Annotated in this window: 11 protein-coding genes; 5 read left to right on the top strand and 6 right to left on the bottom strand. The window is 50.6% G+C overall.

What is annotated here, in order from left to right; translation table 11 throughout:
• Window positions 1–3: 3 nt before the first annotated feature.
• Window positions 4–546 (top strand): antitermination protein NusG, encoded by a 543-nt coding sequence (locus BB497_09760; protein AVI62957.1) that lies wholly within the window; start codon window positions 4–6, stop codon window positions 544–546.
• Between the two features lie 11 nt (window positions 547–557).
• Here BB497_09760 and BB497_09755 read toward each other — a convergent pair whose 3' ends face one another.
• Window positions 558–971: a nucleoside diphosphate kinase regulator gene (locus tag BB497_09755; protein ID AVI62956.1), complete on the bottom strand. Its 414-nt coding sequence runs from the start codon at window positions 969–971 to the stop codon at window positions 558–560.
• Window positions 972–1,078: 107 nt separating this feature from the next.
• The gene (locus tag BB497_09750) at window positions 1,079–2,431 is read right to left on the bottom strand and encodes a glutamate dehydrogenase (GenBank protein ID AVI62955.1); all 1,353 of its coding nucleotides are present in this window, start codon (window positions 2,429–2,431) and stop codon (window positions 1,079–1,081) included.
• 674 nt (window positions 2,432–3,105) lie between these two features.
• Between BB497_09750 and BB497_09745 the strand changes: the two genes are divergently transcribed.
• Window positions 3,106–4,437, top strand: coding sequence for an HNH endonuclease (locus BB497_09745; protein AVI64321.1), 1,332 nt, complete (start codon window positions 3,106–3,108; stop codon window positions 4,435–4,437).
• A 95-nt stretch (window positions 4,438–4,532) separates the two neighbouring features.
• On the opposite strand, the gene BB497_09740 is transcribed toward BB497_09745, so the two are convergent.
• Window positions 4,533–5,705 carry a transposase gene (locus BB497_09740; GenBank protein ID AVI62954.1) on the bottom strand — a complete coding sequence of 391 codons (1,173 nt, stop codon included), beginning with the start codon at window positions 5,703–5,705 and terminating at the stop codon, window positions 4,533–4,535.
• Between the two features lie 163 nt (window positions 5,706–5,868).
• Between BB497_09740 and BB497_09735 the strand changes: the two genes are divergently transcribed.
• The 3 genes from BB497_09735 to BB497_09725 all read left to right on the top strand — a co-directional run bounded on the left by BB497_09735 (window position 5,869) and on the right by BB497_09725 (window position 8,004).
• Complete coding sequence (locus BB497_09735; protein AVI64320.1) at window positions 5,869–6,543, top strand: hypothetical protein; 675 nt, start codon at window positions 5,869–5,871, stop codon at window positions 6,541–6,543.
• A 406-nt stretch (window positions 6,544–6,949) separates the two neighbouring features.
• Window positions 6,950–7,183, top strand: a complete 234-nt coding sequence (locus tag BB497_09730; protein ID AVI62953.1) for a transposase — start codon at window positions 6,950–6,952, stop codon at window positions 7,181–7,183.
• Window positions 7,184–7,203: 20 nt separating this feature from the next.
• Window positions 7,204–8,004: a transposase gene (locus BB497_09725; GenBank protein ID AVI62952.1), complete on the top strand. Its 801-nt coding sequence runs from the start codon at window positions 7,204–7,206 to the stop codon at window positions 8,002–8,004.
• A gap of 357 nt (window positions 8,005–8,361) precedes the next feature.
• On the opposite strand, the gene BB497_09720 is transcribed toward BB497_09725, so the two are convergent.
• From BB497_09720 to BB497_09710, 3 genes are read right to left on the bottom strand one after another with little or no spacing between them, the layout of a single operon-like run.
• Window positions 8,362–9,099 (bottom strand): efflux transporter periplasmic adaptor subunit, encoded by a 738-nt coding sequence (locus tag BB497_09720; GenBank protein AVI62951.1) that lies wholly within the window; start codon window positions 9,097–9,099, stop codon window positions 8,362–8,364.
• Window positions 9,100–9,127: 28 nt separating this feature from the next.
• Entirely contained in the window at window positions 9,128–11,086 is a 1,959-nt protein-coding gene (locus BB497_09715; GenBank protein ID AVI62950.1) for a preprotein translocase subunit SecA, read from the bottom strand.
• A 15-nt stretch (window positions 11,087–11,101) separates the two neighbouring features.
• A complete protein-coding gene (locus BB497_09710) occupies window positions 11,102–13,252 on the bottom strand; it encodes a peptidase M50 (GenBank protein AVI62949.1) in 2,151 nt (716 codons plus the stop codon).
• Window position 13,253: the final 1 nt, after the last annotated feature.

Here is a 13,253-nt window from a genome sequence, read left to right as displayed (position 1 = left end):
ACCATGGAAGAAGTATCGGGCCAAGAAGACCCTGAGAGCAAAGAGAACGGTGAACCCTGCTGGTACGTCATCCAGTGCAAAGGTGGCGAGTCTTTTCGCGCAGCTGAGCATCTCGCTAATCAGGATTACGAGGTCTTCCACCCCGTACTAGACGTGCAGCGCAAACGTCAGGGTAAGCTCACCACAATCACCGAGCCGCTCTTCCCTTACTACCTGTTTATTCGCCTGGACCAGACCGTGAGTAACTGGCGCCCCATCCGCTCTACACGGGGCGTATTGCGGCTACTTACCTTCGGCAATACCCCCATTGCGGTGCCCAACGCACTCATCGAAACCTTGTTAACGCAGCCACATCGCCAAGAAGGCAGCCACCGTTATTTTAGCGCCGGTGAGAAAGTCACCATTACCGATGGCCCCTTCAAAGATTTAGAAGCCGTCTTCAAACGCTGCAAAGGCGAAGAGCGCGCAATCGTATTGCTTAATGTGCTGCAACGCCCTCAGGATATCGAACTCGCGGTCGACAGCCTGCAAAAGCGTGAGGGTTAACACTCGACTCACTAGCGATGAAACTGTTGCTCGCGTTCAGGCTGCCAGAAAATGGCATCGACGCGCAGGCGTACTTCAGTGTTGTTGGGTAGCGGCCACTCAATCACGTCGCCTATTTTAAGGCCGATTAACGCCGCCCCGATGGGCGCCATCACCGAAATACCGTCGGGCACGCTTTCCAGCGAGTGCGGGTACACCAGGGTGCGAATCATCTGACGCTCACGCGTCAAATCGGTAAAGCGTATTTGGCTATTCATACTTACCACATCCTCAGGAATTTCCTGGGGGTCCAGCACTTCACCGCGCAGCAGCTCCTCTTCGAGTAGCTCTGCGACCATCAAATCTTTCTCAGCGGCATTATCGATCAGGCGCTGAAGCCGTTCGGCATCAATACGGTTAATAATAATCGGAGGACGCTGCCCCATGGTTACTCTCCTTAGAAAGCAGTAAAAAATAAACCACAAAAAAAGCCCTCCCCAAAAAGGGAAGGACTGTATACAAGCACTATATACGCATTAGGCTGTAAAAGCGATTAGGTCACGCCCTGCTCAATCATCGCATCTGCTACCTTACGGAAGCCTGCAATATTGGCGCCTAGCACTAAGTTATCGGGCTCGCCAAACTCTTCCGCTGTCTCAGCACACTGGCGATGGATATCCGCCATAATTTGCTTCAGCTTCTCGTCAACTTTTTCGAGCGGCCACTGCTCCATGCTGCTGTTTTGCGCCATTTCCAACTGGCTGGTCGCCACCCCGCCGGCATTAGCCGCCTTACCTGGGCCGTAAGCAATCTTGGCTTCCAAAAAGCGGTCTACGGCCTCTTTGGTGGAAGGCATGTTGGCGCCTTCGCTTACGCAGTTAACACCGTTAGCCAACAAGGCGTTAGCGTCTGCTTCAGTCAGCTCGTTTTGGGTAGCACAGGGGAAGGCTGCATCGCCCTCAATGCGCCATACCGCATGCCCATCCTGCGGATAATCCCGTACCGAAATGAACTGCGCGTCCGGATGGTCGTGAAGATAGTTTTCCAGTGAAACGCGCTGTACTTCTTTTAACTGCTTGAGTAAGCCTAAATCGATACCGCTAGGATCGTGAATCGTGCCGGTGGAATCACTGCACGTCACCGGCTTAGCGCCCAGCTCGCACAGCTTTTCAATAGTATAAATAGCCACGTTGCCCGCGCCCGACACCAAACACGTTTTACCGCGCAACGCTTCACCCCGGGCGGTGAGCATGTTCTCGGCAAAGTAAACCGCACCGTAGCCGGTTGCCTCTTTGCGGCCCAGCGAGCCACCCCAGTTAAGCCCTTTACCAGTCAGTACACCTTCGTAACGGCCAGTCAAACGCTTATATTGGCCAAACAGATAGCCTATCTCCCTTGAACCAACGCCAATATCACCCGCAGGCACATCGGAATGCGGGCCAATATGACGGTGAAGCTCCGTCATAAACGACTGACAAAAACGCATGATTTCGTTGTCAGACTTGCCCTTAGGATCGAAGTCAGAACCACCTTTACCACCGCCAATCGGCAAACCGGTCAGTGCGTTTTTAAAAATCTGCTCAAACCCCAGAAACTTGATGATTCCAGACGTCACACTAGGATGGAACCGCAAACCACCCTTATAAGGCCCGAGCGCGGAATTAAACTGTACGCGGTACCCTTTATTCACTTGAACGCGACCAGCATCATCCACCCAGCTAACGCGGAACATAATTTGGCGTTCAGGCTCGACGATGCGCTCAATGATACTGTGCTGGTGATAATGCGGCGCACGCTCAAACAGTGGACGAAGACACTCCAACACTTCTTCAGTGGCTTGATAAAACTCTGACTGTGCAGGGCTACTTTTCGCTAAACGTGTCAGCGTATCGTGGACATAGGGCATAAATAGACACCATTTGCAGTTATAAAATACGTAATTGGCCGGCCAGAGCTTTCACATATTTAACTGCGAGAGCGTAATTATGCATACCCTATGCCGCTTCGGTATGGGGCAAAAAACCGACAAAAATAGACCAAAGTCTAAAAAAATTTGCGCATTTCTGGTGCATAAGAAAAAACATATCAACCCTATTTAAACTTTTTATGGCAAAAAAAATACAGCTAAAATTTGTTAGTCACTAATTTTTAACAAAGATTCAAAAAATGCTCATTTTTCTTTATAGTTGGGTTGCCTCACTGCCACGCGTGGCATTTCAATAAATAAGCAATTTGGACATATAAGTCAGCTACCCCCGCCTGAAGGAGGGAGCTTGTGAAAACAAGCTAGGTTGACCAGGGAGAGCGGCTATATCGCCGCTACGTTGATAATAGGTCGTTAAGACTCACCAGTAGATGCTTCCTCAGTCTAATGCTCTGAAAGGTCAGCATCATGCTAGCGCAAGGTAAAACGCTGAAGGTGCTGATCGCTGCTAACCGTACCCTCGTTGGCAGGAGCTGGTTATCGACATTCCCGAGGGGAGATGGGGTGCAAGCCCCGCGACACAAGGCCCGTAAGGGCGTTAATAGGGAGGAAATCGCATGGCGGTTTTCGTACTGGATCAACAAAAGCAGCCTTTGATGCCGTGCAGTGAAAAGCGCGCTCGGTTACTGCTTGCTCGGGGTCGGGCGGTGGTGCATAAACGCTACCCGTTCACGCTTCGACTGAAAGATCGTATCGGCGGTGACACGCAGCCGTTACGCCTGGGCATCGACCCAGGTAGCAAAACCACGGGGCTTTCGCTGATGCGGGAATCAGATGGCGAGCAGCGCCATGTGCTGTGCCTGTTTGAGCTTACGCATCGCGGCTACCAGATCAAAAAAGCACTGCAACAGCGCGCCGCCTTTCGGCGTCGCCGCCGCAGTGCAAACCTGCGCTACCGCGCCCCGCGCTTTAACAACCGCACCAAGCCTAAAGGTTGGTTGGCACCGTCGTTGCAGCATCGTGTCGATACCACGATGGCCTGGGTACAGCGGCTAGGAAAACTGGCCCCGATCACCGCACTGGATCAAGAGTTAGTGCACTTTGATACGCAAAAGCTGGAAAACCCAGAGATCAGCGGTATCGAATACCAGCAAGGCACACTGCTGGGGTACGAAATCCGCGAGTACCTGCTGGAAAAATGGGGCCGGGAATGTGCCTACTGTGGCGACACCGAGACACCATTGGAAATTGAGCATGTGGTGCCGCACTCTCGCGGTGGCTCCAATCGCATCAGCAATTTAACCTTGAGCTGCCACCCCTGTAACCAGGAAAAGGATAGCCAGGCGCTTACCCGTTTTTTCGCCACAAGCAACGGTTTGAAGCGCCGACTGAAAGCCAACGGCCACACTGCCGACGCTCGCCTGGATCGCGTGCAGCGCCAATTGAAACAACCGCTGCGCGATGCCAGTGCAGTCAACGCCACACGCTGGGCGCTGTTTAATGCGCTCAAAGCCACTAACCTTCCCGTATCGGTGGCCAGTAGTGGCCGCACCAAATACAACCGCCAGCGGCTGGGCATCCCTAAAACCCATGCCTTAGATGCCGCCTGTATCGGTGCGTTCGGCACGCTGAACGACTGGCAGGTGCCCACTTTAACCATCAAAGCGATGGGGCGCGGCAGCTACCAGCGCACTCGCCTGACCAAACACGGCTTTCCGCGTGGCTATTTAATGCGGCAAAAGCAGTTAAAAGGCTTTCAGACGGGCGATATGGTCAAAGCCATCGTGACGACCGGCAAGAGGGCCGGCACCCATACCGGCCGCGTCGCAGTGCGCAAAACCGGCAGTTTTAACATCCAAACCGAAAATGGTGCCGTACAAGGTATTTCCTACAAATACTGCACTGTCATCCAACGCGGTGATGGCTACGCCTACCACCTCTTATCATCCATTAACCACAAAGGAGGCGCGGAGCAGGCGGTAGCGTAATCTCTGTCGCCCTGCGGGCGACGCGCTATCCCTCCCGGCAGTGACTGCTCCCCACCCTAAGTCGCTACGCAACCACGGGTGAGGCTTCCCACGTCTTAGGCCGCAGCCGGTGCGTGACCGGTCTTACACAGGCCTCGATGGGCAGAGACGGACAGCCCTTCCGCCTTTAATTTTAAAATGCCTTGCTGGCGAATAGTGATCGCGGCGTTTACGTCACGGTCAATCGCCTTTGTGCCACAGCTTGGGCAATCCCAGGTGCGGACACTGAGGGGCATTTGTTCGACTTTGTGGCCGCAGCCCGCGCAGGTTTTGGAGCTGGCGAACCATTGGTCGATTCTGACCAGATGCTTGCCTTGCTGCTTCGCCTTATACGCCAGTTTTTCGATCAACCTGCTCCAACTGGCATCGGCAATATGCTTGGCCAGCTTGCGGTTTTTGAGCATGTTTTTCACGCTCAGTGTCTCGACCACCACCGCTTGGTTGTCGTCAATGAGTTGTCGAGACAGTTTGTGCTGGAAGTCAGCACGCACATTCGCCAGCCGCTCGTGCGCCTTGGCGAGCATTAGCCGCGCTTTCGTACGGCGCTTGCTACCTTTCTGGCAGCGTGAAAGCGCTTTCTGCTTGCGGCGTAGGTTGGCAGACGCCAGCTTCAAGAAGCGAGGATTGGCGACCTTGCGGCCAGTGGAGTCGATGGCCAGATGCGTTAAGCCCATATCGACCCCCAGCACCGTCTCCACCGTTTGCAGCGGTGCGGTTGCCTCCACACCATCCTCCACCAGCAGCGAGGCAAAATACTTGCCTGTGGGGGTGCGGGTCAGTGTGATGCTTTTCAGCGTGCCGGCGATCTCTCGATGGATTCGGGCTTTAATCGGCGTAAGCTTGGGGACTTTGATCCAGTCATCACCCGCCTTAACGCTGGTGCAGTGATAGCTCGATTGCTTGCCATGCTTGCGTTTAAAGCGCGGATAGCGGGCTTTAAGCTGGGGGTTAAAGAAGTTCTGGAAGGCGCGATCCAGATTAATGCACGCCTGTTGCAGTGCGATAGAATCAAACGCTTTGAGCCAGTGGTAGTTGCGAGACTTCTTCGCCACCGCCAACAACGGCTTGAGGTCTTTCTTAGCGCGCAGCTTGGTGCCATGGCGCTTGTACTGCGAGCTGATAATGTGCAGTGCCTTGTTGTACGTAAACCGCACCGCCCCGAATTGCTGATTCAAGAAATCAGCCTGTTCGGGGGTGGGGTAGATGCGTACTTTGGTGGCTGTTAACACAACGGCTTCAACTCGTTGACTGTATGAATGTATAGTGCCAGATAAATACGAAACTACAACCCCTGCAGCGCTAGCGCGCTGCCCGCTTGTATCCCCGCCCTCAATCGGGCGAGGGTTTACGCGGATTTTTGATAAAAGAACCGGGTATCCCGCGCAAAATCTGATGAAAAAAACATCGCTTTCTCTTGTCGCCGCACTAGCTTTAACTTCTGCTGCGGCCAGCACTGCTACTGCTGATGACTCATTCACTTTGGGGTTGATGGCAGGAACAACGGGCGTTGGCCTAGAAGGCTCTTGGCGTTTCCATAATCGCTTTTCTATAACTGCCAATTATGCTGGTGGCCTTGATTACAGCGGTGATTACGACACTGACGATGTCGATTACTCTGGCGATATTTCTTTACAAGCAGGCATGCTTAAAATTGATTACTACCCTTTTGCAGGGCGCTTTTTTTTGACGGCTGGCGCGGCATTGCCAGACATGACCGCTACGGTCACGGGCCGTTCACGTGATGGCCAGAGTTTCGAACTCAACGATAACATCTATTCAGCTGATGAAATTGGCACGCTTAATGGTGAAGTGGTAATTGCGGATACGATTCAACCGTACATCGGCATGGGCTGGCGTTCGTCAAACACTAATGGCTTTGGCTTTTTCTCTGAACTTGGTGTGTTCACCACCGACGTAGATGTTCAGCTGTCAACTTCACGCGGTCTAGAGAATATTGATCCAGTATTCCATGCTGACTTACGGGAAGAAGAGCGCCAACTACGTGAAGACGCTGACAGCTTGCGCGTCTACCCTGTAGCAACGCTAGGCATTTCTTACACTTTTTGAATGCTCCCTGCGTAGCTCGACTTACGCAAGCCTTCAGTGACAAGAGCCAGAGTTCTTCGGCTGACACTCCCCGCCCGTTGGCCGAGGGTTCTTGAGTCACCCCAAAAACCTTCCTGCTTCCCCACGCCTTCACTAGACAGCGGCTACGCCGCTGCCCCCGCTCCAGTCGCTCCACAGGCGAACCCCGCCAGTCCGGCGGTTCGGATATTGTTGGCCGCGTTGATGTCGCGGCCGATGGCCTCGCCACAGCCCTCACAGTGCCAATGGCGCTGCGATAGCGGCAGCTTCTCGACCTTGTGGCCGGGTAATCCCCCCGAAAAATAATCGCGTTGATAAGTGGAATTTTGTAACCTGAAAAAACAGGAGATTTCACACGCGCAAATCACGTTTTACTGACAGCCAGATTATGGCGATTTTGAAGCAGGCTGAGTCTGGTGTGCCTGTCCCCGAACTATGTCGCGAGCACGGCATGAGCAGCGCCTCATTTTATAAATGGCGCTCCAAGTACGGTGGTATGGACACGTCCATGATGAAGCGCCTCAAGGAGTTGGAAGACGAGAACCAGCGCCTCAAGAAGATGTATGCCGAAGAGCGGTTGAAGGCAGAGCTGCGCCAGGAAGCCCTCGAGGGAAAGTGGTAAAGCCATCTCAACGCCGCGAGATGGCAAAGAATGTCGTTGAGGCCGGCTGCTGTAGTATTCGGCTGGCCTGTCAGGTTTTCGGGATCAGTGAAACCTGTTACCGCTATCAGGCGAAGCTTAGCCATGAGAACGCTGTTATCGCTGACTGGCTAGTGCGCCTGACCCACAATCAGCGTAACTGGGGCTTTGGGCTGTGTTACTTGTATCTGCGCAACGTGAAAGGCTTTCGCTGGAACCATAAGCGTGTCTACCGAATTTACCGGGCATTGGAGCTGAACTTACGCATCAAGCCGAAAAAGCGACTGGTGCGTGAAAAGCCAGCGCCATTGGTCGTACCCACTGCTTTAAACGACTGCTGGTCGATGGACTTCATGCATGATCAGTTGGCCGATGGCCGAACGTATCGGTTGTTCAACGTGATCGATGATTACAACCGGGAAGGCCTGATCATTGATGCTGACTTCTCACTGCCAGCAGAGCGCGTGATACGCTCCTTAAACCAGTTGATCGAATGGCGTGGCCGGCCTAAAGCCATTCGATGCGACAACGGCCCGGAATACATCAGTGGCAAACTAACCCGCTGGGCGAAGCAAAACGGCATTGAGCTGCTGTACATTCAACCTGGCAAACCACAGCAGAATGCCTACATTGAACGCTACAATCGAACAGTCCGTTATGATTGGTTGAGCCATTATCTGTTCGACTCAATCGCTGAAGTACAGGATTTTGCCACACGCTGGCTCTGGACGTACAACCACGAGCGACCGAACATGGCATTGGGTGGGATAACACCCAAACAGAAAGTGACTATGGCTGCCTAACCAACTCTACTTATCGCCCCGGTTATAAATGGGGGGATTACCGCCGCAGCCGTGCCCAGTTCACGAGCTGCTGCAGCGACGCCTATGCGATCAGCAAGCGCTAACGCTTCTTGCCGATAGGCATCTGAATAACGGGTATAGGATTTTTTCTTCATTGATGTCGTCGATCTTGCCATTGTTCACCTCATCGTAGCGTATTACATTCTTGAGGTGTCCACTGTTACTGGGCAAGATCAATGCCAAGGCATGGCAGGCAACGGACAACGAAGCAGGAACCAGGAAGGCAACAAACTGGGAATCCGCCACTACAATCTCTGATTTAGTGGTCGGAGGATGTCAAGAACTTCTCATGGGCGATTACCAACCATTGGGCAAGCGACAATTAATACCGGGCGGAATCGTGTTTTCAGCGTTATCCAATGTTAAGTAGATAACAAACGTACCACTTGAAGGATCAATGAAGCGATCGATACTGGTAATCTCAGCAGGCATAATTTCCCCTATAGGTTCAATCAGTTCGACGTCTAATACCTCGCCTACTGAGAATCGACCAAATGCATTTAGAGGAAGCACCAGCTCAAGCTCAAGTGGATCCATTTGGACAAGCTGCATAACAGGAGTGTTGTCTATATACTCTCCTTCCTCACTATCTAATGAAGCGATAATGCCTGGAAATGGAGCCTGGATCATGCGATCCGCAATCCTTGCCTCCGCCAAACCCGCCTGCAGCCTAGCCATACTCAATTCAGTATCCATTTCATCACGTTCACTTTCGCTCAAAATGCCTCGCTCTATTAGCCTCTGATTGCGCTGTAGCGTACGCTGTGCGAATGCGACACGAGCAGACTCAAGTGCGAGGCTAGCTTCCTCAACATCGCTATTCAAACTAAACAACACCTGGTCTCTTTCTACCTCTTCACCGCGTTGTACATTTATCGTTTCTAACAGCCCAGGCACTCCACTAGACAACACAGCGGATCTGCTTGGTCCCACCAGGCAGCTGACGGCCTGAATATCTGCGTGAGAAATTGATGGTGCCACGAGCAATGTGGAAACCACGAGAGGAAATGATACTAATGCGCTTATTTTAACCATGCTATCTCCTTTGCCGAGCAGCCCTTCTTCACTCCAGACGACCGCTAAACCCTAATCGTTCACTACTTTTCCAATCAGCTCGCAGCATACGCGCTCGTTGATGAGCATGACGTTTCTCACGCAAACGCTGAGCTTTTTTTTGCCGCTTATAAAGTCCGCCCACGTGTTTATGCCATCCCTGCAGCTCATCCAAGATCGCATCTTCTTCACTGATAGCCCATTCAATCGAACCAGGATCGCCTTGCCTCGCACACCGTCCTTCAATCTGACGATCAATTCTGCCTGCATCATGCAAGCCGGCTGCAATAATGTGTAGCCCACCTAATGCTTTAGCTGCGTCATCAAGTTTTATATCTGTGCCACGTCCAGCTATGCTGGTGGCGATTGTCACTGAACCTGAATACCCAGCGCGAGCTATTACGTCTGCTTCGTTATTATCTTGACGAGCATTTAGTACGTCATGGTGTGGGATGGAATCCACTAGCAGCGCAGATAACTCCTCAGAGTCATTGACGTTAACGGTGGTAATTAAAACAGGCCTACCCTGACTAGACTTCTCTAAGGCTTGCTGAGCTATCCACTCCCAGCGAGAGTGATTGTCCTTAAAGTTATAAATATTGCCTTTTTGACGACGATTTTTTTGATGTGGTGGCACAGGCAAAAAGGGGCGCCCGTAGGTTTGCCACAATTCTTTTTTCACTTCTTTAGCAGTACCGGTCATGCCTGAAAGGTGATGGTAACGGCGAAAGAATCGCTGAAAGGTAATTTGTGCAATTGTCACGTTAGGAGGTGTACGCTCGCACCCTTCCAGAACCTCCAGCAATTGCTGCAAGCCTTTTGCCCAACGCCGATCTGAAAGCACCCTACCATTATGCTCATCAATAATGAGAATTTTGCCATCTCTTACTAAGTAGTGACGGTCTTTAATAATTTGATGTTTAGCGACTAACGCCTGATGCGCCAACCATTCTAGTTTTGCTTTTTCTATTAAATGAAGTTGTCGCGCGCGTCTTTGTACAGCGATTTTATCCGAAAGTACTTCTTTGCCTTTAACAGTTAAGAAAAGAACACCTTTTTCAATATCAAAATGCTCTCCTTTTTTAAATTCTTCTGTCATTTCAAGTGATGCATGAATCAGCGGAAGTCCAAGGTCATGATTCCCGTCATCTTCGGTTGATAGTATTAAGGGGGTTCTCGCTTCGTCGAGCAATACACTATCGGCCTCATCTACAATAGCGAAATGTAGTCCCCGCAGCAAAAGCAGGCGAGTTGACAAGCGACTTTGCAAGTTGGCAGCATGCGCTTGCAAAGGCGACCGTACATTTTCGAAACGTTTCATATCACGTAAATAATCAAAAACAAGCTCTTTACTCGTGCAATACGTAATATCCGCCCGGTACGCTTGTCGACGCTCAGCACTGGACATATCGTGTACAACAGCATGCACATTCAGCCCAAGGCGATCGTAAATGGGCAGCATCAGTTCGGCATCACGTTTGGATAAATAATCGTTCACGGTTACAACATGCACGGGAATGCCTGCCATTGCAGCAGTGGCAGCCGCTAAGGTCGCGGTGAGTGTTTTACCTTCACCTGTTTGCATTTCTGTCATGCAACCACGCATAAGTGACATGCCACCTAATAACTGGACATCTCGGTGCGGCATATGAAGCTCTCGTCGAGCAACCTCTCGTATTAGCGCAAAATTTCTGACCACATTAATAATATTGACACCCGTTTTAAGTAATTGCTGCCTTTGGTCATGTATATACTGATCTAGCGCTCCATCGCTTAAACGATGGAGTTTTTTGCCATAGTAATGTATGAAGGGAAGAAGTGTTTTCAGAGCAAAAAGTGATAGTACTGAAGGCAAATGCACGTGAGCAGTAATCCATGCCCACAGTTGATCTAACCAACTAGGTGGCTGTACCACTTTTTCTGGTCGATCGACACCATTAACAGGATAGCGATTTAGTGCAAACAACATAGTGTTAGCCTAATTTCATCGGTCAAAAAGTGACAAAAAGTTTCGTCTAATATTGTCCCAAAGCCGAAAACCTATGGGGGAAGGCGTATGTATCAGCTTGATAAAAACACGACTGTCGAGCGCTAGGTGCGTCTCTGCGTCTATCAATGAGCTTGCATCAACATCTAATGTGTAATGCTGCCGATAAGCTATAAGCTCTTGAGCCTGCTCGGGATCTAACGCTACTTGTCCTCCCCCCTGCCTAGTAAGGGTTATACTAGGTATATCACGTGTCGCACTCGGTGATATTCCCAGCAGTGCACTTTCAAATTCACGGTTATGCCCCGGCAACTTAAGCTTGACCTCTTGTAGATCGTTAACAATCAAAGGCTGTAAGTGACCGGGCAAGAGCGACCGAATACGCAAATCACTATCTTGAATGACAGTCCCAATCGTTTGGCCACGTGGGATAAACTGGCCAAGATCTATACGCTCTTGATCCAAGTTCACTTGGCCATTTCTTGGACTCACTACGCGTGTCCCTGCAGCTCTTAGCTGCGCGTCCGCAAGCCGATTTTCAATCAAACTTAAATTCTCACGCTCGATGGCAATCGCTTGAGGGTTACGAACAGTTGCCTGCATACGAAACTCTGCCTCTCGCCTCTGACCTTCAAGCCGAGCAACTTCGCTTGTCAGCTCAGGCGCATAAAGGTCAGCCATTAATTGCCCTTCTTCAACACGCTCCCCATCTTCGACCCACCACTGACGCAGCTCGCCAGAAGCGCCGACACGTACATTTGTAGGTTCTCGGCTGTCTACAACGCCATGAACCACCGAAGAGTGAGGCAACGGAATCAGAAATAGAACTGCCACAATTGCGAGCAAAACGCTCACAAGCCAAAGCCAGGCTCGCATTTTGTAGCCTTCAAGTTGCGTGCCCACAACCATCTCCTTCAAGATTTTCAAACTCGGTAGAATTAGCGCCATATAAAGAGACCAAATAGCGAGTATCACACCTATAAAGAAGTAGCTAGTTGCTACAAAAATAGCAATAAACACCATTAAAAACATGCGATATATAAAAGAAGTAACCGCATATAGGACAAGCCAAAAAGACTCTTTGGGAGAATCTGCAGAGCTTGTAGTATCGCGTTTTTTCAATAAGAATCGCTTAATTAGATACCCAAGCTGCTGATTCGCGCGCTGTCCAAAATTAGGAATTTCTAACCAGTCTGATAACACATAATAGGCATCAAAGCGCAAAAGAGGGTTACCGTTAAACAGCAGTGTAGAAATGCCAGCAATGACCATAATGTTAAACATTATCGACCGTAACAGACCTGGCTCAGCTAATAGCCATACCATCATGGCCAGCGCAGCAATAAAAAGCTCAACTAAAATACCTGCAGCACCTACTAACATCCTCTGTCTCTTTTCAGGACATACCGCAGCTGCCGATGCATCAACATAGGGTACAGGAAAAAACACTAAAAACATTACACCAATTTCGTGTACTTCCCCACCCGTATCCTTAGTTGTCCAAGCATGTCCTAGCTCATGAATAACCTTAATAACGGGATAGACCAATGCCATGAGTAAGAGGTTATTAAGGCCTAAAACTCTATCCGCAAGGTTATCTGTTAATGCCCCCCAATGCATCGCCGCTAATACAACTGCAAAGCCAATAACAGCAATCCAGATCAGAGCCCCCCAGATACTTAAGAATGGCCTTACATAAGGATAAGTGGCATTGATAAAGGCATCAGGATCAACAAGCGGAATTTTCACGCCCAGCGGAGAACGTAAGACCTGCTTAATTTTTTTCAGGCGCCCTTGGCGTCTTCGTTGCGAGAGTTCTTCGATATCAATATCGTGATACCCCGCAAGAATATTAGCATGATGTAATTTCGCAATGAGTCCTATCAACTCATCTTGTGTTGGCATCTCATCGCCGATTTCGTAGCTGACATCATCCCAGATGCTTTGCAGCGTAGAGGAGCCATCCAGACGACCAATGACTTGATATGCCTCCGGTGTAAAACGGTGGGCTTGTCCTGTGAGAGCGTCAAATAAAACATACCAAGGCGCACCGCGATAATCGTGACGATGTATGCTGGTATGTTTACGCAGCCGCGGTGCAAGGTGGGAAACACGATGCCATTGATCGCTATAAAGTGAAGCACTCATA

It is taken from the genome of Halomonas sp. GFAJ-1 (assembly GCA_002966495.1).
GTDB lineage: Bacteria > Pseudomonadota > Gammaproteobacteria > Pseudomonadales > Halomonadaceae > Vreelandella.
The sequence above is the reverse complement of the archived record's forward strand: the minus strand, read 5'-3'. Positions and strand labels throughout refer to the sequence as shown.

Bases quoted from the DNA above. Each gene is read 5' to 3' on its own strand.
- BB497_09760 (AVI62957.1), top strand. From the start codon at position 4: ATGGAAGAAGTATCGGGCCAAGAAGACCCTGAGAGCAAAGAGAACGGT.
- BB497_09755 (AVI62956.1), bottom strand. From the start codon at position 971: ATGGGGCAGCGTCCTCCGATTATTATTAACCGTATTGATGCCGAACGG.
- BB497_09750 (AVI62955.1), bottom strand. From the start codon at position 2,431: ATGCCCTATGTCCACGATACGCTGACACGTTTAGCGAAAAGTAGCCCT.
- BB497_09745 (AVI64321.1), top strand. From the start codon at position 3,106: ATGCCGTGCAGTGAAAAGCGCGCTCGGTTACTGCTTGCTCGGGGTCGG.
- BB497_09735 (AVI64320.1), top strand. From the start codon at position 5,869: ATGAAAAAAACATCGCTTTCTCTTGTCGCCGCACTAGCTTTAACTTCT.
- BB497_09730 (AVI62953.1), top strand. From the start codon at position 6,950: ATGGCGATTTTGAAGCAGGCTGAGTCTGGTGTGCCTGTCCCCGAACTA.
- BB497_09725 (AVI62952.1), top strand. From the start codon at position 7,204: ATGGCAAAGAATGTCGTTGAGGCCGGCTGCTGTAGTATTCGGCTGGCC.
- BB497_09720 (AVI62951.1), bottom strand. From the start codon at position 9,099: ATGGTTAAAATAAGCGCATTAGTATCATTTCCTCTCGTGGTTTCCACA.
- BB497_09715 (AVI62950.1), bottom strand. From the start codon at position 11,086: ATGTTGTTTGCACTAAATCGCTATCCTGTTAATGGTGTCGATCGACCA.
- BB497_09710 (AVI62949.1), bottom strand. From the start codon at position 13,252: ATGAGTGCTTCACTTTATAGCGATCAATGGCATCGTGTTTCCCACCTT.